Genomic DNA, 25,254 nt, shown 5'->3' with positions numbered 1-25,254 from the left:
ACTATTTAGCTGCTAAAGGAGAGAAAGATTAGATGCTTCTTCTTCCCTCAACTCATCTATAAACTTATTAAAACCAAAGTTTTCTGATAATTCCGCATCTACAACCAAAATCCCCTCTTTTCGATATACATTTGCTTGGTTAGAAGGAACTATATTAGTTGTTTGTAAGTTTATTTCCGTATTTCCTTCAGCCATTTGCTGAGTCAAAGCATCAATTTTTTCTGCAACTGCTTGCAAAATAAACTGTTCCGTTGAGATTCCCTGACTGCTTGCTAATTTTTCTATCTTTCGTTGTATTTGTAGAGGAAAGTTCATAAACATCAACGGCATTAAGGTTACATAAATTATAGCTAGAATCTAACTACAGATTTTGCCATTTTTGCTTAAAGAATTGTAATTATTACCCATTCCCCATTCCTTTGGGTACAACTAATACCTTATCAACCCGATTTCCGTCCATATCCATAACTTCAAACCGCATATTATCCCATTCAAAATGATCAGCGGCTGCGGGAATCCGTCCTAAATGGGTGATCACAAAACCGCCTAATGTTTGATAATTTCCTCTTTCTTCAGTTTCTAATTCTTCCAGATCAAATAGTTCTAAAAACTCTTCTATTCCTAACATTCCATCTACTAACCAAGAACCATCTTCCCGTTGTACAGCTTGGGGTTCTTCTTGTCCTGGTTCTGCGGGAACATCACCGACGATTTCACTCATAATGTCGTTAAGAGTGACTAAGCCTTGAATTACGCCATATTCATCTACAACTAAAGCCATGTGTGTAACGGTTTGTTTGAATAATTCTAAAACTTTTAAACCGCGGGTGCTTTCCGGGACAAATACGGGTTGACGTAATCCTAGTGTTAAGTCAAAGGGTTCATTCCGTAAACTTCTCGCTAATAAGTCGGTGACAGGAATAATTCCCAGGACGTTATCTAATCCTTCTTGACAAATTGGATAGCGAGAATAGCCGTTTTCCACCATTTTGTGGCGATTTTCTTCAGGAGAGTCGTCTAAGTCTAACCAAACTATATCAGGACGGGGTGTCATAAAAGAGGTGACGGCGCGATCGCCTAACCGGAAAACTCTCTCTACCATGTCCTGTTCGGCTTCTTCAAATGTCCCCGCTTCTGTTCCTTGTTCTATGAGAATTTTAATTTCTTCCTCTGTAACCTGGGGTTCAGCAGAGGGGGTAATTCCCAAAATTCGCAATACTAAATCCGTAGAAGCACTCAAAATTTTAACTATAGGTGAAGCTATTTTTGCTAAAGTCCCCATGGGGATAGCTACTAAAGCCGCGATTTTTTCAGGGTTATTTAAAGCCAGACGTTTGGGGACGAGTTCACCGACAATCAGGGAAAAATAGGTAATTAGTAATACCACTACCCCGAAGGCGATCGCATTGCTATAATTCGCTAAAACTGGGACTAATTTCACATACTCTTCCAGTCTTTTGGCAATGGTAGCACCACCGAAGACACCATTAAGGATATTAATGAGTGTAATCCCTACTTGGACAATAGATAAAAAATGGTTGGGAGATTCTGCGAGTTTTAATGCAGCCCTTGCGTTGATATCTCCTTGATTGGCTAACTGCTGTAGTCTAACTTTCCGGGCTGAGACTACGGCCATTTCCGACATGGAAAATACACCATTAGCAAAAATTAGCACCAAAATCGTTAAAATTTCAAACGTGAAGGAAGACATTTTTAAAATTGCTGGTATAAAGAGTAAAAGTATACAGAGATGAGAAATCCAGTTTATTTAGACATTTTATTAGTATCCATTATTTTAGGTAATTCTCTGAATAATTTGACTATACACAAAGTAGTAGCTATATTTCTTCTATCTATTAGTAGTTAAGCTTGATTCTTTGGGAATCATCCTCTAGAGTGCGATTAAAACTTTTAAAATAGCTAATATAAACTGCTTTTAGATTTTGACATCAGCAGCGACTTCCTTTTTTAGCGTAAGATATTTGAAATATATGGCCTTTTCTTCTATTGTGCGTGCTTTGGCGCGATCGCCTCTTACCGCCGAACTAATTACCAAACTCAACAAACAACGGGAATTGCGGTTAAATGGGATTTCTCGACTACCTAAGGGACTGGTAGCTTCAGCATTAGCAAACTATGAAGATCAGGATTTGTGCGTCGTCTGTGCCACCCTAGAGGAAGCTGGCCGGGTTTTCGCCCAAATGGAAGCAATGGGCTGGAAAACTGTGCATTTTTACCCAACGTCTGAAGCTTCTCCCTATGAACCTTTTGACCCTGAAAATGAGTTAAGTTGGGGTCAAATGCAGGTTTTAGCGGATTTGGTGAATGGTCAGTTGCAAAAGCAAAAAACTGCCATAATTGCCACTGTGGGGGCATTACAGCCACATTTGCCACCTCCGGAAGCGTTTAAATCATTTTGTGTAACCTTAGAAAAAGGGATGGAATTTGATTTAGATGGGTTTGGGGAAAAAATCACTCTTTTGGGATATGAACGAGTTCCTCTGGTGGAAACTGAGGGACAATGGAGTAGACGGGGGGATATTGTGGATGTGTTTCCGGTGTCCTCGGAGTTGCCTGTGCGCTTGGAATGGTTTGGCGACGAAATTGAACAAATTCGAGAATTTGACCCCTCTACCCAACGTTCTGCTTTGGATAAGGTGGAAAAAATTACTCTCACCCCGACAAGTTTTGCACCTATTATTTCAGATGCACTGAAAGATCTACCAAATGTAGAGACGTTCCAGGGAATTTCTTCAGAGTTAGGAACATTAGAAGGAAGTCGGCGGTTTTTGGGGTTGGCTTTTGCAAAACCAGCTTCATTATTAGATTATTTATCTGAAAATACTCTTGTTGCCATTGATGAACTAGAACAATGTTATGCTCATAGCGATCGCTGGGTGGAAAATGCTAATAGTCAGTGGTCAGTAGGGGCGAAACATTTAGAAGACCATTTTTTGCAACCACCGATAATTTATCTTCCAAATGCTTCGCCGGTACAGTTGTCAGTTGCATTACCGAAAATTCATCGAAATTTTGATGAGTGTATAGCGGAAATTGGCAATTTTAGGAAGTTATATTTATCGGAATTATCAGAAGAAAATAGTGGACTGAATTTAGCTAGTAGACCTTTACCTGTTACACCTCATCAATTTGCAAAATTAGGGGAAACAATTAGAAAAGAACGGGAGCGCAATTTTGCAGTTTGGATACTTTCGGCTCAACCTTCCCGTTCTGTTTCTCTTCTGCAAGAACATGATTGTCCCGCGCAGTTTATTCCCAATCCTCGTGATTATCAAGCTATTGATAAACTGCAAATTAATCATATTCCAATTGCCCTTAAATATTCCGGTTTAGCAGAATTAGAAGGTTGTATTTTACCTTCTTATCGGTTGGTTATTGTCACCGATAGAGAATTTTATGGACAACATTCCTTAGCTAATTTTGGCTATGTCCGCAAACGTCGTCAAGCGACATCTAAACAAGTTGATCCTAACAAATTACGTCAGGGAGATTATGTAGTTCATCGTAGTCATGGAATTGGTAAATTTGTCAAATTAGAAAGTCTGACAATTAATGATGAAACCCGTGATTATTTAGTTGTTCAATATGCAGATGGTTTGTTAAGAGTTGCGGCTGACCAAGTTGGTTCTTTATCTCGTTTCCGCACTGGTGGAGATCAAGCCCCAGAATTACATAAAATGAGCGGAAAAGCTTGGGAAAATACGAAGAGTAAAGTTCGCAAAGCCATTAAGAAATTAGCGGTAGATTTATTAAAATTGTATGCAGCCCGTTCTCAACAACAAGGTTTTTCCTATCCTCATGATATGCCTTGGCAAGAAGAAATGGAAGATTCTTTCCCTTACCAACCTACCACAGATCAACTCAAAGCGGTACAAGATGTGAAACGGGATATGGAAAGCGAAAGACCGATGGATAGGTTAGTATGTGGAGATGTGGGTTTTGGGAAAACAGAAGTAGCAATTCGGGCGATTTTTAAAGCTGTTACCGCAGGAAAGCAAGTTGCACTTTTAGCCCCAACAACAATTTTAACTCAACAACATTATCACACAATTAAAGAACGTTTTGCCCCTTATCCTATAAATGTGGGTTTACTGAATCGGTTTCGCAGTGCGGAAGAAAAACGGAATATTCAAAAACGACTGGCTACGGGAGAATTAGATATAGTTGTGGGGACGCATCAATTATTAGGTAAAAGTGTCCAATTTAAAGATCTAGGACTTTTAGTAATTGACGAAGAACAAAGATTTGGAGTTAATCAAAAGGAAAAAATCAAAAGCTTAAAAACTCAAGTTGATGTTTTAACTCTTTCTGCAACTCCCATTCCCAGAACCTTATATATGTCATTGTCGGGAATTCGGGAAATGAGTTTAATTACCACACCACCTCCCACCAGAAGACCAATTCAAACCCATCTTTCACCGCTCAACTCCGATGTTATTAGAAGTGCAATTCGACAAGAATTAGATCGAGGTGGACAAGTATTTTATGTAGTTCCGCGAGTAGACGGAATTGAAGAAACCACGACAAAATTGCGGGAAATGGTTCCTGGAGGCAGATTTGCGATCGCTCATGGTCAAATGGACGAAAGCGAGTTAGAATCAACTATGCTGACTTTTGGCAATAATGACGCTGATATTCTTGTTTGTACCACAATTATTGAATCTGGTTTAGATATTCCGCGAGTTAACACAATTTTAATTGAAGATGCTCACCGTTTTGGGTTATCTCAATTATATCAATTACGGGGACGGGTAGGACGGGCAGGAATTCAAGCCCACGCATGGTTATTTTACCCCAAACAAAGAGAATTATCCGATGCAGCCAGACAAAGATTAAGAGCAATTCAAGAATTTACTCAACTTGGTTCTGGATATCAATTAGCAATGCGAGATATGGAAATTCGCGGTGTGGGAAATTTGCTAGGTGCAGAACAATCTGGCCAAATGGATGTGATTGGCTTTGACTTATACATGGAAATGTTAGAAGAAGCAATTCGAGAAATTAGAGGTCAAGAAATACCCAAAGTTGAAGACACCCAAGTTGACCTTAATCTCACCGCATTTATTCCGGCAACTTACATTACTGACCTTGATCAAAAAATGAGTGCTTATCGGGCTGTAGCTACAGTAAAATCAAAATATGAACTCAAACAAATTGCTGCTGAATGGACTGATAGATATGGGACTATTCCAGTTCCAGCTAGTCAGTTATTACGAGTTATGGAATTAAAACAATTAGCCAAAAATCTCGGATTTAGCCGCATTAAACCAGAGAATAAACAGCACATTGTTTTAGAAACACCAATGGAAGAACCAGCTTGGAATCTGTTAGCAGAGAACCTAACTCCCACCATGAAAGCAAGGTTTGTTTATTCTCCTGGGAAGGTAACAGCAAGAGGTTTAGGAGTATTTAAAGCAGACCAACAATTGCAGACTTTAATAGATACTTTTGTGAAAATGCAAGGAGCAATTTCGGAAACTACTGGAATTTAATTTTGTTGGGTAATTGCCACCTAACAAAAAAGATATATACTCAAAATGTAGGTTGGGTTAAGCGACAGCGCAACCCAACAAAAATATTAATTAATATTGGGTAATATCCGTCAACTCAACCTACAATAAAATCCCGAAAAAGGAAGGCATAATCTGAGATAATATAATTAGTGAGTGATAGCACGAGTCAATGACTGATAGTTAGAGGAATACGGATATGAAAATTAAAGTTAAACATCTTGGTACTTTACGAGAAGCAGAATTTACTCTTGGTGACTTGACGATCATTTGTGGTGGTAATAATACCGGGAAAACCTACGCAACTTATGCTTTATTTGGCTTTTTATATACTTGGCAAAGAATGCTTTCAATTCAAATCAACGATGATAAAATTGAGGAACTTCTTGCTGACGGTGTAATTCGTATTGATATCCAAGAATATGTTAAAAAATCTGAGCAGATTATAATTAAAGCCTGTGAGAGATATACCCAGGAATTACCGAAAATTTTTGCAGCACCAATTGACAGATTTAAAAATACAGAATTTAACATCAGTTTAGAAATAAAAACTGAAGATATTAAATTAAAAAACAAATTTGATCGGAAAATGGGATCAGCTAATGCAGAAATTTTCTCAATCACTAAAAGTGAAGAAAGTACAGAATTAGTTGTGACTCTTCTTGTTGAAAAAGATAAGGTAAAAATACCGCATGAATTCATTAAGTTTCTAATTGCTAATGCTATAAAAGATATTATTTTTGCTCAGTTTTTTCCTCGTCCTTTTATTGCTAGTGCTGAACGAACTGGTGCGGCCATTTTTCGCAAAGAATTGAATTTTGCCAAAAATCGTTTACTAGAAGAAATGGGTCAAGCTGACGAAAATATTAATACAATGGAACTTTTACTTAAAGAGTATGATGATTATGCTCTACCGATAAAAACGAATGTGGATTTTACTCGTAAACTTGAAACCATTGTTAAAAAAAATAGTTTCATTACCGATGAATATCCTGATCTATTAGCTGATTTTACTGATATTATTGGTGGTGAGTATACTGTCACCCGCAACGATGAGCTTTATTATGTACCTAAGGGTAAAAAAGTTAAGCTTTCTATGGATGAAAGTTCTAGTGCCGTGCGTTCTTTATTAGACATTGGCTTTTATCTGAAACACGAAGCTGAACATGGTGATTTATTGATGGTAGATGAACCAGAATTAAATCTACACCCTGAAAATCAACGCCGAGTAGCCAGACTTTTTGCTCGACTGGTTAACGTGGGTATTAAGGTTTTTATCACTACCCACAGCGATTACATCGTTAAAGAACTGAATACTCTAATCATGCTTAATCATGATAAACCCCATCTCCAGCGAATTGCCGCACAAGAAGGTTATCGGCCAGAAGAACTGATTGCTGCTGAAAAAATAAAAGTTTATATTGCAGAAGAAACAGATATGAAACTAGAGGGAAACACCAGAAAAACTAAATGTCAAACTCTTACACCCGCCGATATAAACCCAGAATTGGGTATTGAAGCTAGAAGTTTTGATATAACAATCGAAACGATGAATCGGATTCAGGAAGCAATTGTTTGGAGTGAGGAGTAATGTCTGATATTGCTATCCTCAAAGAAATGATTCAGGAAACCGCTACAGTATCGTTAGAAAATGATCTTGACAGACGGAATAAGGTCATACTCAGAGAGCCTAAACCCCCCAATTACTATGTAACTATTCGTGGGATGCCGGATGATGATAATGTCATAATTATCAATCCAGAGGAATTTAAGTCACTTGATACAATTTTTAAGGGAAATAGAGGTGAGCGTAAACGTGCAGACTTTATTATCATTGCCGATACTGGCAAGAAAAAGGTAATTCTCTGTATTGAAATGAAGGCGGGAAAAGGAGGAGAAATGAAAGATATTATTGCACAACTTCAAGGGGCGCAGTGTTTTATCGCTTATTGTCGAGAAATTGGTAAGTCATTTTGGGATCATCCAAATTTTCTTAAAGATTACGATTGTCGCTTTATAAGCATCAAAAACATCACGCAAAAAACAAATACACGTTTTGATGTTAATAGAATTTACCCCAATCAAAATTTGGCTTCAAAATTAAAAATACTCCATAGATCAGGCAAATCTTTTGAATTTAAACATTTAGTACATTGCCAAAAATAATGGTAGTTATATCTATGTAGTGAAATAAACTTAATTGGTGAAAAATCAAAATTTATCAATCTTGGCTTTTCCTGATGTGAGTATTAATGTGAGTGATATATTTTAGTAATCATTGAAATAGAAGATTTTTATATATACTTACAGGGTTGCAGATTATGACATCACCTTTTGAAGCATCGCAGAAAATTCCCATTAAAATACCATCGAATCATCCTCACTTATTATTAGGATTAGATGACTTATTAAATCTCGGTTTAATATCTGATGATCAAGTTAAACAAATAGCCCGTCAATATCTCATTTGTACCGTAGTATTTACCCCTGAGACTGAATCTGAACCAGAAGTAATTTATAGACCTCCTACAGCAGCAAAAAGACCGTTAATTGCAACTTTACCACCCATAACAAAACCACCTACGAAACCCAGTTTTGTTAATTCGATGCTGCAATCTTTTGGTGAAGAATTAAGTGTGCGGTGGTTGCTGTTTTTGGGTGTATTTTTAGTAGTGCTTTCTTCCGGAGTTCTCGCTGCAAGTCAGTGGGAAAGATTCCCCGCAGTTGGACAGTATGGGGTTTTATTTGCGTATACTTTGAGTTTTTGTGGATTTACATTTTGGGCGGGTAAACAAAGCAATTTAAGGTTAACTGCACAGACATTATTAATAGTCACATTGTTATTAGTGCCTATCAACTTTTGGGCAATGGATAGCTTTAGTTTGTGGCAAAATCCATTAAACTTAGTTGTGATGGGAATTGCATCTCTGACGCTCACATTTATTACTAATCAACTTTGTCAAAACAGGAATATTATTACTAATTTTCCCAGTGGTAAATTACCTTTAATCAATATTATCGGGTTGAGTTATTTACATTGGGGTTGGAAGTTATCAAATTTTCCCCTAATTGCTGTTTATTTAGCAATGATAGGAACAACTACTATTACTGTTTACAATCAATTAAACCAACCCCAAGAAAATACAAATACAGAAACTCCACAATGGGGAATTAGTTTATATTTTACTTTCCTGATTTACGCTTTATTAACTTTACTGACAAGGGCTATTTTTATAGCTGGAGTTAATATTACTCAATTAGGTTTAGCAATTGGGATTTGCGGTGGTTTAGTAATTTGGTTATCAGAAAGAAATTCTTCTACAAATCCTTCTATCCTTTGGGAAAAATTAGGAAGAAGTTTACTTTTATTAGGTTGGTTAGTTTCAGTCATAACAGAACCAGTCCAAGCTATAATAGTCAGCATTTTAAGTTTGTGGGTTTTTAGTCGTCGGTTACAAAGATATAATTTACAAAGAGATTTTTTAGCTATTTTCTTAATTGGTTTACAGACAATTTGGCTAGGTTGGAGATTAATTCCTAATGAATTAAAAACATTACTAATTAGCACCGCTACCCATTTAACTAATTCTCAAAATCACCCTTGGGTATTATTGAGTATTGCTTTATTTCCCTACATCATATTAATGTTATGGTTAACAGATAAATTACATGATCAAGAAAATCAAGAATTGGCAGATTTTGGAGAATATCTAACTTTATTTTTAGGGATTTGTTTAACAATAATTAGCTTAGTAAATCCGACATTAAGAACGGCTAATTTTTTATTATCTACTATTACTCTAGCCACATTTATTCAACGTCGTGCAGCTTTTTCTCCTCCCTTGATATACTTAACTCATGGTATGGGAGTATTGACGCTAATTTCTAGCATTAATTGGTTTTTACCAAGTTTAAATCAAGAAATTTGGGCTGGTATCTTATTAGCTATCATGATAGCTGAATGGGGATTTAGTCTTGGTGAAGGCATAACGCGACGGAGTGCATGGTATATTGGTTTAGTATTAGCTGCAATCAGTTTTTCTCTATTATGGGTAAATGCTCAAAATTATTGGGCTGGTAATTGGCAAAATCAAAACTCTTTAGGCATAATTTGGTTAATTACACCTTTAGCATTAACAGGTTTAGCTATTCGTAACACTGAACCAAATCGCACCACTAACAGGTTTTTAAGTGTCTTCGCTGTAGGGATTTCTCAATTATTAACTTTACCATTACCAGGAATAAGATTAATCGGTTTGGGTGTGGGTATAGCGGTAATGTTAGTCCATACTCGCTATTTAAGAAACCAAATATATGCAGGAATAATCATTGGTTTTGGATTAAGTTTCTTGACTGCATTATTAGGTGAAGGTGTATTTGGTTTAATCCAATTAAAAATATCAGGTTGGTTTGTCGTTACTGCATTAACAATACTGAGTTTATGGCTATGGCGTGGTGTACTTTTACGCAAAGGTACAGAATTGGCAATAATTTATGCAGCCGCAAGTGATAAATGGGCGATCGCATTATGTACAATAGAACTATCAGCCCTAACTTTGCACTCCAGCTTAATTTATCAAGGAACTATCAAAACCGAATATTTCTATATTATCACCACAGCCATAATTTTAGGGGCAATTGTCTATCGCAGTTGGGGACAATCTAAAGAAGCAGCATTTTATGGAATTGGTTGGTGTTTAGAATTATTAACAGCCGAAATATTAGGATTTGGCGAACATTCAATCATTAGAATCGCCATAGCAAACATCATTCTCGGTTTAACAACTCAGCTATTTGGTGAATGGTGGCGACGCAAACATCAATTACAAACATTACCCAATAGTTTTCATATTCTCCCCCTTATTTATGGTGCATTTAGCATCATTTTACGATTAAATACCTTTGCCAATTTTACAGGTTTTTGTTCCCTGGGTGTAGCCTTAATTCTCATTGGAGTAGGAAGACGACGGGAAGCATTTAAACCCCTCCTTTATTTTGGTATTATCGGCCTATCAATTTCCGCCTACGAACTCCTATTTTATCAAATGTCCCTATCTAAAGGAGAGGCTTTAGGTGATGGTTTAATTGCCATGTCAGCCCTTGGTACTAGCATCATGTATGCTTACCGTATCCTCACACCCTGGCTGATTAGTTATCTGGGTTTAAATTCTCAAGAATTAAAAAATATTGCCCATCTTCATTGGGTTTGGAGTAGTATTTTATTCCTTTTTGCTATGACTTTACCTATCCAAATTAACTCGTCTATCGTATTAGGAACAGGATTATTTTTAGTTCGCTATGCGATTTGGCAAGGAAAAGAAAATTCCCAAGAAACAAATCAAGAAATCTGGGTTTATTTAGGTTTAATAGAAGTAGGAATTATTGGTATTTATTTACAAAATTTACCAATAGGGAGATTAATATTTGAGCAATTACTACCTTGGAATGGGGCGATATCCTGCCTATTTGCCTACTTCCTATATATCCTACCTTGGCAAAGATTAGGTTGGTCAAAAACGCCTTGGCAACGCACAGCATACATTCTCCCATTAATTATTGTAGGAACAACGGGACTAACAACCTATCCTATTACTTTAATTATCGTTGCTGCTTACTACGTCTTTTTAGCTAACGCTGCCACACAAATCCGGTTTACATATATCAGTTTAATATTAATTGATTGGGCATTATTTACTTGGTTTAATGATTTAAACTTCAGAGATTCTCTTTGGTACGTTATACCAATTGGTTTATCTTTACTATATATTGCCCAAATAGATGAACAACTAAAATTATCAACAACCAAACCTCTCCGTCACAGTTTGCGAATGTTAGGAAGTGGTTTAATTTGCGGTTGGACAATTTTGTTTTATCAAAATCTGCCTTTTATCCCTGGTGTTTTTAGTCTGATTACTATTTTCGCTGGCTTAGGTTTAAAAGTCCGCGCTTTTCTTTATGTTGGTACAGGTACTTTTTTAATTACTAGCATTTACCAATTAGTAATTTTCAGTCTGAGTTATTCTTTCTTAAAATGGATTGTTGGTTTATTAGTTGGTATTTTGTTAATTTACATTGCTGCTAACTTTGAAACCCGACGCACTCAAATCACTGCCCTACTTCGCAATATTAGTGATGAATTTGCCAATTGGGATTGATTAGACATCTGGTGAAAAAAGTAGAGACGTTCCATGAAACATCTCTACAACAATTTTAGAAAACGCACATTTAATCAATTGGATCAATACCCAGTGCGCGTAGAATGTGGGTTGAAGAATCTCTTTTTTTGTTCTTTTCTTGAGAATATGGCATAAAGCATGACTTTAGTAACGTGCAAATTTATGAAAAATCTTTATACTAAGTTTATACTTCCAAAGAGTAAGAAAATATATACATCTATGTTCAAAACATACTTAGTAAAAATTTATCTGTGATCAACAAATCACAATTAACTCTAAAAATCTGAATAGGAGCAAAATTAATGATTTTGGATAGAAGAATGTTAGTTCTAGCACGACGTATATTTACGCCATCAATGTTAGGAATAGCACTATTAACAGCCAGTTGTGGTTCATTGCCAAAAGAATCAGCGGAAGCACAATCCCAAAGACCCCAAAGAGAGAGCCGAGAAACTGCTGTAGATGTAGCGCTCGCTCGCACTAATTCTTTCAGCCCCCAACCAGAGTATATTGGTAATACTGCCCCTTTTCGGATTGTTTCTGTGCGATCGCAAGTCGAAGGCAGACTCATCGCTTTAAACTTAGATATTGGTGATACAGTCCAACGGGGTAAAATCATCAGTCAATTGGACGATACCCTCTTACTCACCGCAGTAAAACAAGCAGAAGCACAACTAGCCACCACTGAATCAGAAGTAGCCAGAGCGCAGACTCAAGTAAGTAATGCTCTCGCCCAAGTGGAAACAGCCCGACTAGAATTAGTCCAAGCACAGGCAGATTCCCGGAGATTAACACAATTATACAAAGAAGGGGCGATCGCCCAACAAAACGCCCAACAGGCACAAACCAAAGCCAGAACCGCCGCCCAAGCCCTCCGCGCTGCCACTGCACAAGTTAGTACAGAAAAGCAAGCCGTAGCCGCTGCCCAAGGTCGAGTATTTGCCCAAAAAGCAGCAGTGAGTGCAGCCGAAGAACGTCGTTCCTATGCCCGCTTAATTTCTCCAATTACCGGTGTAGTCACGGAAAAAGTCACAGAACCAGGAAATTTATTACAACCTGGGAGCGAAGTTTTAAAAGTTGCCGATTTTAGTCGTGTTAAAGTCGTCGCCCAAGTTTCGGAATTAGAATTAGGAAAAATTCAAGTTGGGCAATCTGTAGAAATTAAATTAGATGCTTTTCCTGATGAAAAATTTACTGGAAAAGTATCCCGCATTTCTCCTACCGCCGATACCACAGCCCGGTTAATCCCCATAGAAATTGTTATGCCCAACATTGGGGGGAAAATTGGTAGTGGGCTATTAGCAAGAGTTAGCTTTAACAGCCAAACAAAACAGCGTGTAGTTGTCCCAGAAACCGCAATTAGTAGTCAAGACAAAAAACCACAATTAGAAAATACTAACTCTACACTTTTCGTGGTTGAAAAAACAGATAAAAAAACTACAGTTAAAGAACGTCCAGTATCTTTAGGAAAAATCGCTAACGGCAAAATAGAAATTTTATCAGGCTTACAACCAGGAGAAAGTTATGTTGTTCGCAGTAGTAAACCATTGAAAGATGGCGCAGTTGTTAAATTATCAATGTTATCGGAAAAGTAGTTAATTTGTCAGTTGTCAGTTGTCAGTTGTCAATAGAAAGAATCTTATCTCTATTACCCATTACCCATTACCCATTACCCATTACCCATTACCCATTACCCATTACCCATTACCCATTACCCATTACCCATTACCCATTACCCATTACCCATTACCAATAAATTATCAAATCAGATTATTATATGCAACAAGCAAATACAAATAATGGATTTAGTTTGAGTGCTATTTCCATTCGCCAACATATTGGCACACTCATGTTAACCTTAGCTGTGATAGTCATGGGTGTATTTTTCACCCTCCGATTACCAGTAGATTTATTACCATCAATTACCTATCCTCGGATTGGTGTCCGCATAGAAGCACCGGGAATTTCTCCAGAAGTAGCAGTAGATGAAATTACTAAACCTCTAGAAGAATCTTTTAGTGCAACGGAAGGAGTATTACAAGTTTTTTCCCAAACCCGTGAAGGGAACATCAATTTAGATTTATATTTCCAACCAGGGGGAAATATTGATCAAGCATTGAATGATGCTACAGCTACCTTTAATCGTGCTAGAAATAGATTACCAGATACAATTGGCGAACCGCGCATATTCAAAATCGATCCTTCTCAATTACCAGTTTATGAATTTGCCATTACTTCACCTACTCTTAAAGGTGTGGATTTGCGGATATTTGCCGAAGAAGAATTAGCGCGGGAATTAAATGTAGTTCCAGGAGTGGCGGTAGTAGATGTATCAGGAGGAGTTCAGGAAGAAGTTCAGGTAAATCTTAATTTAGAAAGATTGCAATCTTTAGGTGTTGGTTTAAATGACGTTCTCAATGAATTAAAAAACCGGAATCAAGATATTTCTGGAGGTCGAATTTTAGGGCAAAATTCCGAAGCTTTAACCCGAACTGTGGGACGTTTCAAAAATGCGGAAGAAATTAATAATCTGTTATTTGAGGTTTCTGTTCCTAACTCTAATATTAAAAATCGCGTTTACCTGCGGGACTTTGCCGAAGTTATTGATGGTGCAGAAAATCAACGGATATATGTTTTATTGAATGGAGAAGAATCAGTAAAAGTCAGTGTTCAAAAACAACCAGATGCTAATACCGTGAGTGTAGTTGATAGTGTCAAAAAACGATTAGAAGAACTCCAGAAATCTGGTTTAATTCCGCGAGAAGCAACCCTAACACCAACATTAGATGAGTCAAAATTTATCCGCAATTCCTTAGCTGATGTTACTAATGCTGCGGTTTCTGGAGCTTTATTGGCAGCAGCAGCGGTATTGTTATTTCTAGGTTCGTTGCGGCAAGCGTTCATTATTTCGTTGTCAATTCCTCTGTGTACCCTGGCAGCACTGATTTTAATGAAACAGTTTAACCTATCTTTAAATGTGTTTAGTTTAGGGGGTTTAGCACTGGGAATTGGGCAAGCAATTGACACTTCAGTGGTGATTTTAGAAAATATTGCAGTTAATACTGAAAATACTTTTGGCAAGTCCAATTTAACTAGATTAACACCTGAGCGGATGATTGAAACAGCGATCGCTTCTTCTCAAGAGGTAGAATCATCGTTAATTGCCTCAACTGCTGCCAATTTAATCTCTGTCTTGCCATTTTTGTTCATCGGCGGATTTATCTCATTACTATTTAATGAGTTAATTTTGACCATCAGTTTTGCTGTTGGTGCTTCCCTGCTAGTTGCCCTCACCTTAGTACCAATGTTAGCTTCTCGGTTATTTGCGATTAAATGGTCAAGTCGTATTAATGAGTTTTGGCTATTGCGGCAGTTTAATCGCAACTTAGCCGCCGCCACAAATGGTTATGCTAGAAATTTAAATTGGGCAGTGCAGCATAGATTATTAATCATTGCGATCGCTATTATTATCTTAGGTGGTAGTAGTATGTGGATGGCTCCTCAAATTCCCCAGCAAATACTTCCCCGTATCAACACCGGACAAGCATCTTTATTCGCTCAATTTCCCCCCGGTACACCCCTAGAAACAAACCAAAAAGTTATGAAAGCGGTAGATGAAATTCTCCGCAACCAACCAGAAACAGAATATGTATTTTCGACAATTGGTGGTTTTCTTTTTGGCAGTAATACCAACTCTAACCCTTTGCGAAGTTCTAGTACCATTACTCTCAAATCAGGCAGTAATGTAGATAAATTTGTAGAAAGAGTTACCGATAAACTCAAAAAACTCAATTTAGTAGATATTCGTCTGCGGCTTTTTGCTGGGCAAGTTCGCGGTTTAATTCTTAATAACTCTCCAGTGCGAAATGCTGATATTGATATCATTCTCCAAGGCAATGATGCACAAACTTTAGAAGCAACTGGTCGGCAAATTTTAGCAACTTTAGATGAGCAAATTACCTCAGTGAGATTCCGTCCTGATGCCGATAGTCGGCAACCGGAAATTCAAATTTTACCAGACTGGGAACGAGTTGCCAATGTGGGTCTAAATGCTAAAGATATTGGCGACACAATTCAAACTGCAATTACAGGTAGTATTCCTACTCAATTACAACGCGATAATCGTTTAGTAGATGTGCGAGTGCAATTAAATGAAGCATTATTACAAACGACTTCCCAATTAGAAAGATTACCTTTATTTGTAGATGACAATCATCAAATTCGCTTGAGTGATGTTGCTCAAATTTCCACAGGTAAAGCACCAGGAGAAATTCAGCGCATTAACCAAAGACGAGTATTTTTAATTGCGGGAAATTTAACAGAAGGCGCTAGTCTTGGTTCAGCCATTTCCCAAGTAAATCAAGTCCTCAGCAGTCTAGATTTACCTGAAGGTATTAGCATTTTACCCAGTGCAGCCATTGAATCTAATCAACAATTGCAACAATCTCTACTACTTTTAGGAGGATTGTCCGCCTTTTTAGTATTTGTGGTCATGGCAGTACAATACAACTCCATTATTGATCCATTAGTGATTATTTTCACTATTCCTCTAGCATTAGCTGGGGGTATTTTCGGTCTTTACATCACTAAAACTGCCATTGGCGCAACAGTGATAGTTGGTGCGGTCTTATTAATCGGTATTGTTGTTAACAACGCCATTATCATGATCGAACTGGCGAACCAACTTCGAGAACAAGAAAAAATTGACCGTCGCACCGCTATTTTACAAGCTGCACCCCAACGCCTCAGACCAATCTTAATGACCACTATTACCACTGTTTTAGGTCTGTTTCCCTTGGCTTTAGGAATTGGGGAAGGGTCAGAATTTCTGCAACCCTTGGGAATAGTCGTCTTTTCCGGGCTATCTTTAGCTACACTGCTAACGCTATTTATTATCCCCTGCTTCTATACATTGCTACATGATGCACTCAATATCCGATGGGTAAGACCAATATTAATCAGGTTGAGTAGATGGAGAAAATTCAGCAATTTCTAATTCTTCATATACAGCCAATGTTTCTTGGTGTACACGGGAAACATTTAACCATTCTAGATTTTCCTGCGATCGCTGTTTCCATTCCTGAAGTATATTTGCATCACTTAATAATTTTATTAATGCCTTAGCCAACTGATGACTATCCTGCGCCGGCACTAATATCCCCGCTTTACCATTATCTAACGCCTCTGGAATACCATCTACCTCAGTGGCCACAATCGCCAACCCTGCTTCCCTCGCTTCTGAAAGCACCAAGGGACAGGGATCACGGTGGGAAGCCAAGACAAAAATATCACAGGCTAGTAAATAACGTTGGGGTTCAGCCTGAAACCCTTCAAAGTGAATCCGATGACTAACAGCCGTTGCTTGGGCTTGAGACTCAAATACTTGTTTATCTGGACCATTTCCCACCAAATATAAATGTACTTCGGGAAAATCCTGAGCAATTTCTTCAAAAGCCGCAATTAACTCAGTAATGCCTTTTCTTTTATACATTCCTGCTACGGTGGCTATCGCTGGACTTTGTAAACTTAAAGGTTGATAATCGGATATTTTCCGAGTCCGAGGACTACCCAATGTCCCATTACAAATTACCCGTAATTTTTGTTTGGGGATTCCCCGTTGTACCATCGAATTTTTGACAGCCTTACTAACAGCAATTACTCGGTCTGCTAAACCCATCAATAGGCTACTAGGTTGAAATTCATTATGGACAGTAGCCACTAAAATATATCTATTTTCCCATCTCAAAGCCCGCGCTAACACCACACCAGTCATCATGTGAGCATGAACTATATCTGGTTGAAATTCTTGCACAATTTTCCGATAAGCTACTGCTGCCCTAATTATATTTATTGGCTGACGACTTTGGTTAATTTCGTAATGTTTAACACCAAATTGATTTAATAATTTTTCGTATCCCCCTCCCGCTGAAATTACCGCCACATCATCACCAGATTGGGATTGTAAACAAGCGAGATCCACAGCTACATTAACAATACCATTACCGATTTCCTGGACATGATTTAATATATGTATGATTCGCATAAAGTTAAAAATGTGTATCAAAACTTAAATACATTTCCGCAAAGAAAGATTAATCATCTAATTCAAAGGGAACAGGGAACGGGCAACTTTCTAACAGGAAAAACTCATGTTTAAAAACATGAGATTGAAATAATGACACGGTCACTGAGCGGTGTCGAAGTGCTGTTTTTTTCGTGCTACGCATCTGGTAAAAACATCCTTTTTTTGACTGAGCTTTAAACTGGTGCAAATGAGTGTTTCTTATTTGCTCCCTGTTCCCTGTTCCCTCTTCCCTGTTCCCTTCTTTTGTAAGTGAATGAAAAAAAAACTAAATATGTAAGGAAAAGTCAAGTTGCCCAAAACCTCTTTTCTGTTCCCTTGCCATAACGACAATTTTTAACGCTACAGCACTTCCCGGTGTTATGAGGTACATATCTAGCGGGCAAGATGCCCGCACTACAAGAGTTTCATGATTCAACTTTGTACCTCATAAGAGCGGAAACCGCTGTAACCTACTTAATGACCTGATAACTACTATATCTATGTCGGTCTTTCTGATAAGTCATGCTTATTATATACAGATCCAGTATAATCTAACTGTACATTAAGAAACATATATTAAAGATAATTTGGGGTAGTTAACTTATACTGAATTATTAATTAATAATCACCGTTTTTTACTCTGATCAGGATCTTCCTATTAATTATCATTTAAGCATTCAGTCTTCAGCTATCAGTTTTCAATCCGGAAATACAGAATGTTAAATGTGTATAACTTTCAGGAAATAACTACTTCCTTTTCTCTACTATTACTGCTGATAGCTGAATGCTGACATCAAATATTAAATCAAGGTGATAACCGCTCAATTTGCCATTCTCCATCATTTAAACGAGTATATAGCAAGCGATCATGTAAACGACTTGATCTTCCTTGCCAAAACTCAATTTTTTGGGGAATCACGCGAAAACCACCCCAATGAGGAGGACGAGGAACTTCCTGATTTTCATATTTAAGCTGAAACTCCTGTAATTGTGCTTCTAAAATTTCTCTACTTGCAATTACTTCGCTTTGATTAGAAGCCCAAGCACCTAGCCGACTATATGCAGGACGAATTTCAAAATAGCTATCAGATTCTGCTGAAGAAATTTTTTCCACAGTCCCCACAATTCTCACCTGACGTTCTAGTTCAGCCCACCAAAAAACTAAAGCAGCATGGGGATTTACCGCAAGTTCCTGTCCTTTTTCGCTATTGTAATTAGTAAATAAGACAAACCCCCGTTCATCAAAATCTTTGAGTAATACCATTCTCGCCGAAGGCTGACCATCTGCTGTACAGGTAGCCAAAGTCATAGCATTAGGTTCAGGTAGCTGGGCTGCTAAGGACTGAGTAAACCAAATTTTAAATTGTGTAAATGGATTTGGATTAATTTCTTTTTCACTCAGATCTTGTAATGTGTAGTCTTTGCGAAGATCCGCTATGCTTGTATCCATTTTTGTGATTTCCTCAAATTTAGATCGAAAAAATATTTATGATCAAAATCAGTAAATTGTTTAGACAATAGGGAATGAATGGAAGTTACAGGAGTATGGCTAAAGCCACGCTGCGTTATCATTCCTTTCCTACCTCAAAAGCCCCTGTTTATACATTAAATCAGATGCGCCGTTCTGCTTCTCTGCAAACTCTATTAATTTATGGACTCAGTGGACCAATTATCGCCCTCAATATCTGGCTACTGTCTGTATTATTTCGTTTTTTCCAAAATCCAATTACTATTCTCAGTATTGCGGCAATTCTGGCTTTTTTACTGAATTACCCGGTTAAGTTACTTGAGAAAGTCAGAATTACCCGCACTCAAGCGGTAATCATTGTTTTACTACTAACTTTAACTTTGTTTATTGTTTTGGGTGTTACTCTCGTACCCATGCTAATTGACCAAACCATTCAACTTTTAAATAAGATTCCGGATTGGTTGGCGACTAGTCAAGCTAATTTAGATCACTTAGAAAGTTTAGCAAAGCAGCGGCGCTTATCTATAGACTTAAAGCTGGTAACAAATCAAATAAATGCTAATATTCAAAATCTGGTACAGCAAATAGCTTCAGGGGTAGTAGGATTTGCAGGAACACTATTATCAGGAATACTGAATGTAGTCTTAGTCATCGTTTTAGCTTTTTATATGCTCATATATGGCGATCGCGTTTGGTCTGGTTTAGTTAATCTGCTACCATCTAATATTGGTATTCCCTTTAGCCGATCATTGCAGTTAAATTTCCAAAACTTTTTCCTAAGCCAATTATTGCTGGGACTGTTCATGGTCATAGCCCTCACACCCATATTCTTATTTCTAAAAGTCCCATTTGCTCTCTTATTTGCCATTATAATTGGTATTTCTGGACTTATTCCCGTTGTTGGTGCAACTTTAGGCATTGGTTTAGTCACAATGTTAGTATTAATCCAAAATTGGTGGTTAGCCTTTCCAGTCGCTACAATGGCAGTTATCATGCAACAAATTAAAGATAATCTGTTAGCTCCAAAATTAATGGGTAATTTTATCGGACTCAACCCCCTGTGGATTTTTATCGCCATTTTAATGGGATTTGAAATTGCCGGATTATTAGGAACACTCGTTGCTGTGCCAATTGCTGGGACTATCAAAGGCACTTTTGATGCCATCAAAAGCAGTAACCATAGCGATTTTGTCTCAAATTTTCGAGTTAATTATGGCTCAGAATTTGAAGAAGATGAATAAGTTGGGCATGGGGTATTGAGAAAATTCTTCTTCCTTCTTCCTTCTTCCTCCTGATAGCGAAGCGTGGCGTTAGCCATACTCCTGAACTCCTGAACTCCTTCTTCCTGGTATTTTAAATTTTAAATTAATGGATGCAGCCGAATTATTAGAAACAATTACACACCTGATTGAGCAAGCTGAAAAAGGGGAAATTGACCCTTGGGACGTGCGAGTTATTGAGGTGATTGATCATTACTTGGAATTAATGTCCCCAGAAGCAAAAACTATCAGAGGCTACGAAAGTGACTTATCTCAATCTGGACAGGCTTTTTTATCAGCATCAATGCTCGTATTATTTAAAGCTAATACATTAGTTCAGTTATCAACAGTATATAATACTCCAGAAAAAGTTTTAGATGATACACTATTAGGAATTGAAGACGGCTTGTTATATCCGGCCCATCGTTTGCACCTAGAGCAACACTTGCGTCGTCGTCCGGCCGCTATGCCACCGCCAAAACGTCGGGTGACTTTGCAAGAGTTAATAGACCAGTTGCAAATTATGGCCAGCCAGCTAAAACTGGTAAAAAAAGTTGATAAACCTAGGCGGTTTAAAGGTCGGCCTAGTGTGCAGACCATGCGAGAAGCTCTAGAGTTAGCGCACCAAGAAAATTTAACCGAAGTCGCGTTAGAAATAGAGCAGGTGTTATATGGTGCTGCTAAAGAGCAAAATTCAGAGGAACAATATTGGAATCTAGAAGAACTGATAGATTTATGGATACAGACAAAACAACCAGAGAAAAATGGGGAGCATCATGAGTCAGAACACGGTAACTTAGTTAGCGTTTTTTGGGCTTTACTACTGCTATCGGCTCAATCTAAGGTAGAACTATTTCAAAAAGAATTTTACCAGGAAATTCAAATCCGCCTACCTAGCTAAAAGCAAGGGGCAGGGGGAGAATAAATTTCTATCTATTCCAACTGACAACTGTACGGGCGAAGCATTTGGAGAACTATTTTTGGCAATGACCGATAATTTATCTTCCAAATGCTTAGCCCCTACTAACAACTAACAACTGACTAAGGAATAAAATTTTATGAAAGCGATGATTCTTGCAGCGGGAAAGGGTACTCGTATCCGTCCCATCACATATACAATTCCCAAACCCATGATTCCTATTCTGCAAAAGCCGGTTATGGAATTTTTACTGGAGTTATTGCGCCAACATGGATTTGACGAAATTATGGTCAATGTCAGCCATTTGGCGGAAGAAATAGAAAGTTATTTCCGTGATGGTCAGCGGTTTGGAGTGCAGATTGCCTATTCTTTTGAAGGTAAAATTGATGATGATGGTAAACTCGTCGGCGAAGCTATTGGTTCGGCCGGAGGTATGCGGCGGATTCAAGACTTCTCACCATTTTTTGATGACACATTTGTAGTGTTATGTGGTGATGCCTTAATTGATTTAGATTTAACTGCGGCGGTAAAGTGGCATAAATCCAAAGGGGCGATCGCTACTATCATCACCAAATCAGTTCCCAAAGAAGAGGTTTCTAGCTACGGTGTGGTGGTTACTGACGAAAATAATCGCGTTCAAGCTTTCCAAGAAAAACCTTCAACAGAAGAAGCCCTTAGCACTAATATCAATACAGGTATTTATATTTTCGAGCCAGAAGTGTTTAAATATATACCCTCTGGAGTGGAATATGACATTGGTAGCCAGTTATTCCCCCAACTTGTAGCAGATAACGCCTCTTTTTATGCTATTCCCATGGATTTTGAATGGGTAGATATTGGTAAAGTTCCCGATTATTGGCGAGCAATTCGTGGTGTTTTATCAGGAGAAATTAAAAATGTCCAAATCCCCGGACATGAAGTCGCTCCCGGTATTTTTACTGGTTTAAATGTATCTGTAAATTGGGATAAAGTTGATATCACTGGACCTGTTTATATTGGGGGAATGACCAAAATCGAAGATGGGGCAAAAATTATTGGACCAGCAATGATTGGTCCAAATTGCTGGATTTGTAGTGGGGCTACTGTAGACAACAGTGTAATTTTTGAATGGTCGCGTTTAGCTCCAGGAGTCCGCTTAGTAGATAAGCTGGTGTTTGGGCGTTACTGTGTAGATAAGACGGGAGCATCTATTGATGTGCAAGCTGCGGCTTTAGATTGGCTAATTACTGATGCTCGCCAAACTCGACCTTCAGAAATACCTTTAGAACACCAAGCGATCGCTGAATTATTGGGAGCAAATGTTAATTAGTTAGTTGTCAGTTGTTCGTTGTCAGTTATTCGTTGTCAGTAGGGGCGAAGCATTTGGAAGATAAATTATCGGTCATTGCCAAAAATAGTTCTCCAAATGCTTCGCCCGTACAGTTGTCAGTTGTCCGTTATCCGTTGTTTTTTTTGACCACTGACAACTGACCACTGACAACTGACAACTGACTATTAACTATTCAAGTAAGTATACCGTTGTAAACTTTGCTCATAAGTTTGTAGTAGTCGCTGAGATTCTGTTATAGTAATGTGCTGTTCTTCTAAAGCTCGCTCACACCGTTGGCGAATATTTTCTATCATGTCCTCAGCATCATACTGGACGTAGCTCAGAACTTCACTCATGGTATCGCCCTTGACAACGTGTTCAATTTGATAACCTTTGGGTGTTAAATTAATGTGAACAGCGTTAGTGTCACCAAAGAGATTATGTAAATTCCCCATAATTTCCTGGTACGCTCCATTCAGGAACATTCCCAGATAATAAGGTTTCCCCGGCTCAAATTCGTGCAGTTCTAACACTGATTTGACATCTCGCAAATCTATGAAGCGGTCTATTTTCCCATCACTATCACAGGTTAGATCCGCTAAAATTCCTCTCCGGGTTGGTTCTTCATCCAGACGATGTATAGGCATAATGGGAAATAGTTGATCTATCGCCCAACAGTCCGGTGCTGATTGAAACACGGAAAGATTGATATAGTAAATGGAAGCCATGATTTTTTCTAGGTCTTCCAACTCATCAGGTACGTATTCTTCCTGACGGATGAGATTTAAAACCTTTTGACAACAAGCCCAGTAAAGACGTTCGGCTTTAGCGCGTTCCTTGAGGCGCAAAATTCCTAAGTTAAAACGACTGATGGCTTCCTCTTTGAATTGAGCCGCATCGTGATAGAACTCTTGGTAATTTTCTTTGTTGATGGATTGGTAGGTTTCCCAGAGATATTTAATGATTGGGGATTCTCCCTCTTGGTGAGGAGAAGGGGGATCAAGGGGGACATCGCTGGTGCTGAGAACATCAAAGATTAAAACCGATTGGTGGGAAGAAATCGCCCGGCCACTTTCACTCACTAATGTTGGTACGGGAATATGCTTTTCATCACAGGTATCTTTTAACTCTGCCACGATGTCGTTAGCATAGTTTTGCATATTGTAGTTTTTCGAGGTGTAGAAGTTGGTTTGAGAGCCGTCGTAATCTACACCCAAGCCACCACCAACGTCTAAATATTTCATATCTGCCCCCAGCATGGCCAACTCCACATAAATGCGGCTGGCTTCTTGGATGGCATCTTTAATGACATTGATAGCAGAGATTTGAGAACCAATGTGAAAGTGTAATAACTGCAAAGAACCGAGTAAGTCGGCTGCACCTAATTTTTCCACAGCTTCCATAATTTCGGGAATTGTCAAGCCAAACTTAGCGCGATCGCCTGTGGAAGTTCCCCAACGCCCCATTCCCTGGGTACTTAATTTCGCTCTTACTCCCAAGATGGGTTTAATGCCTAATTGACGGCTGACCGCAATGGCCAAATCTACCTCTTCAATTTGCTCTAGGACGATCACTGGTGTTTGTCCTAGCTTCTGGGCTAACATCGCTGTTTCGATGTATTCCTGGTCTTTGTAGCCGTTGCAAATTAACAATGCGCCTGGTGTATCCAACAAGGCTAGAGCAATCATTAATTCTGGCTTAGAACCTGCTTCTAAACCAAATTGATGGGGTTTACCAAATCTCACTAAATCTTCGATCAGGTGACGTTGTTGATTGCACTTAACGGGAAATACTCCCCGATATACCCCAGGATAGTTATAGCGAGCGATCGCTTTGGCAAAACAAGCATTTAATCGCTCAATTCGGTCTTCCAAAATATCAGAAAACCGGATTAACATGGGTAGCCCCAAATTACGCTGCTTTAAAGCATTTACCAACTCGAACAAGTCTAATGACCCACCACGTTCACCCTTGGGGGAGACAGTCACATGACCAGCCGCATTAATCGAAAAATAAGGCTTTCCCCAACCTTCAATCCGGTACAGGTCTTCACTGTTCTCAATTTTCCAAGGTAGAGGTAAATCTCCCGTAATTGGACTAGGGACTAGTAGTTGCTTCTGTTTTTGGCGTTTCAATTCAGCTTTATGCCCATTAGACGGCATTTTCACAATTTCATCAGCGGTTGACTCGACACCCATTTCTTCCTGACCTCTGTGGTTGCCTACGAAAATAATAATTTAACAAAATAGTCTGGTAAGGGATATACAACTAGAAATAATTTCTGATTAAGAATTAGTAATTAGGGGCTGCTGAATAAACCTAGAACTGAGATATATCGAGAGTTTGAAGGTAAAAAAGGTGAATCAGGTGCAAGGAATAAGGGTTGAAATCAGCAAAAACCTATCACTTGACCAGATTCAATACTATTCTTCTCTTCTTCTAATTCTTCCTCCTGACTCCTGACTCCTGACTCCTGACTCCTAGCCCTCACAGACAACTTTTTCAGCACCCCCTAATTATAAATATCG

The 25,254-nt window shown here is 38.3% G+C and carries 17 protein-coding genes; 11 read left to right on the top strand and 6 right to left on the bottom strand.

Translation table 11 applies throughout. The features are described 5' to 3' along the window. Positions 1 to 12: 12 nt before the first annotated feature. Both BMF77_RS01360 and BMF77_RS01355 read right to left on the bottom strand, forming a co-directional pair. Positions 13 to 315, bottom strand: coding sequence for a hypothetical protein (locus tag BMF77_RS01360; RefSeq protein WP_148760028.1), 303 nt, complete (start codon positions 313 to 315; stop codon positions 13 to 15). Between the two features lie 85 nt (positions 316 to 400). Then, a complete protein-coding gene (locus BMF77_RS01355) occupies positions 401 to 1,711 on the bottom strand; it encodes a hemolysin family protein (RefSeq protein WP_148760026.1) in 1,311 nt (436 codons plus the stop codon). A 280-nt stretch (positions 1,712 to 1,991) separates the two neighbouring features. Here BMF77_RS01355 and mfd point away from each other — a divergent pair, with 280 nt between their 5' ends. The 7 genes from mfd (at position 1,992) to BMF77_RS01315 (ending at position 16,703) form a co-directional block, all read left to right on the top strand. Beyond that, entirely contained in the window at positions 1,992 to 5,513 is a 3,522-nt protein-coding gene (gene mfd, locus BMF77_RS01350; RefSeq protein ID WP_148760024.1) for a transcription-repair coupling factor, read from the top strand. Between the two features lie 217 nt (positions 5,514 to 5,730). Further along, positions 5,731 to 7,122, top strand: coding sequence for an AAA family ATPase (locus BMF77_RS01345; protein ID WP_148760022.1), 1,392 nt, complete (start codon positions 5,731 to 5,733; stop codon positions 7,120 to 7,122). After that, entirely contained in the window at positions 7,122 to 7,697 is a 576-nt protein-coding gene (locus BMF77_RS01340) for a hypothetical protein (protein WP_148760021.1), read from the top strand. Before BMF77_RS01345 ends, BMF77_RS01340 begins: the two co-directional genes overlap by 1 nt. Positions 7,698 to 7,852: 155 nt before the next feature. Then, the gene (locus BMF77_RS01330) at positions 7,853 to 11,686 is read left to right on the top strand and encodes a DUF2157 domain-containing protein (protein WP_148760019.1); all 3,834 of its coding nucleotides are present in this window, start codon (positions 7,853 to 7,855) and stop codon (positions 11,684 to 11,686) included. 323 nt (positions 11,687 to 12,009) lie between these two features. Beyond that, on the top strand, positions 12,010 to 13,302 hold the full coding sequence (locus tag BMF77_RS01325; RefSeq protein ID WP_148760017.1) for an efflux RND transporter periplasmic adaptor subunit: 1,293 nt from the start codon (positions 12,010 to 12,012) through the stop codon (positions 13,300 to 13,302). Between the two features lie 26 nt (positions 13,303 to 13,328). Continuing rightward, complete coding sequence (locus BMF77_RS01320; protein ID WP_210422277.1) at positions 13,329 to 13,463, top strand: alpha/beta hydrolase; 135 nt, start codon at positions 13,329 to 13,331, stop codon at positions 13,461 to 13,463. 21 nt (positions 13,464 to 13,484) lie between these two features. Next, a complete protein-coding gene (locus tag BMF77_RS01315; RefSeq protein ID WP_148760015.1) occupies positions 13,485 to 16,703 on the top strand; it encodes an efflux RND transporter permease subunit in 3,219 nt (1,072 codons plus the stop codon). Here the strand turns inward: BMF77_RS01315 and BMF77_RS01310 are convergent. Continuing rightward, a complete protein-coding gene (locus tag BMF77_RS01310) occupies positions 16,662 to 17,750 on the bottom strand; it encodes a glycosyltransferase (protein WP_148760013.1) in 1,089 nt (362 codons plus the stop codon). The genes BMF77_RS01315 and BMF77_RS01310 overlap by 42 nt on opposite strands. 826 nt (positions 17,751 to 18,576) lie before the next feature. Then, the gene (gene pdxH / locus BMF77_RS01300) at positions 18,577 to 19,221 is read right to left on the bottom strand and encodes a pyridoxamine 5'-phosphate oxidase (RefSeq protein ID WP_148760011.1); all 645 of its coding nucleotides are present in this window, start codon (positions 19,219 to 19,221) and stop codon (positions 18,577 to 18,579) included. Positions 19,222 to 19,385: 164 nt separating this feature from the next. Between pdxH and BMF77_RS01295 the strand changes: the two genes are divergently transcribed. Both BMF77_RS01295 and BMF77_RS01290 read left to right on the top strand, forming a co-directional pair. Then, complete coding sequence (locus BMF77_RS01295) at positions 19,386 to 20,480, top strand: AI-2E family transporter (protein ID WP_148766729.1); 1,095 nt, start codon at positions 19,386 to 19,388, stop codon at positions 20,478 to 20,480. A 127-nt stretch (positions 20,481 to 20,607) separates the two neighbouring features. Beyond that, positions 20,608 to 21,399: a segregation/condensation protein A gene (locus BMF77_RS01290; RefSeq protein WP_148760009.1), complete on the top strand. Its 792-nt coding sequence runs from the start codon at positions 20,608 to 20,610 to the stop codon at positions 21,397 to 21,399. On the opposite strand, the gene BMF77_RS26410 is transcribed toward BMF77_RS01290, so the two are convergent. After that, on the bottom strand, positions 21,388 to 21,528 hold the full coding sequence (locus BMF77_RS26410) for a hypothetical protein (RefSeq protein WP_168204376.1): 141 nt from the start codon (positions 21,526 to 21,528) through the stop codon (positions 21,388 to 21,390). The genes BMF77_RS01290 and BMF77_RS26410 overlap by 12 nt on opposite strands. 28 nt (positions 21,529 to 21,556) lie before the next feature. Between BMF77_RS26410 and BMF77_RS01285 the strand changes: the two genes are divergently transcribed. After that, the gene (locus BMF77_RS01285; RefSeq protein WP_015080121.1) at positions 21,557 to 22,726 is read left to right on the top strand and encodes a sugar phosphate nucleotidyltransferase; all 1,170 of its coding nucleotides are present in this window, start codon (positions 21,557 to 21,559) and stop codon (positions 22,724 to 22,726) included. Positions 22,727 to 22,737: 11 nt separating this feature from the next. Next, complete coding sequence (locus BMF77_RS26405) at positions 22,738 to 22,887, top strand: hypothetical protein (protein WP_168204375.1); 150 nt, start codon at positions 22,738 to 22,740, stop codon at positions 22,885 to 22,887. Between the two features lie 24 nt (positions 22,888 to 22,911). On the opposite strand, the gene speA is transcribed toward BMF77_RS26405, so the two are convergent. After that, positions 22,912 to 24,924, bottom strand: a complete 2,013-nt coding sequence (gene speA, locus BMF77_RS01280) for a biosynthetic arginine decarboxylase (RefSeq protein WP_148760007.1) — start codon at positions 24,922 to 24,924, stop codon at positions 22,912 to 22,914. Positions 24,925 to 25,254: the final 330 nt, after the last annotated feature.

Source organism: Dolichospermum sp. UHCC 0315A, assembly GCF_008121535.1.
Taxonomy (GTDB): Bacteria; Cyanobacteriota; Cyanobacteriia; order Cyanobacteriales; family Nostocaceae; genus Dolichospermum; species Dolichospermum lemmermannii.
The sequence above is the reverse complement of the archived record's forward strand: the minus strand, read 5'-3'. Positions and strand labels throughout refer to the sequence as shown.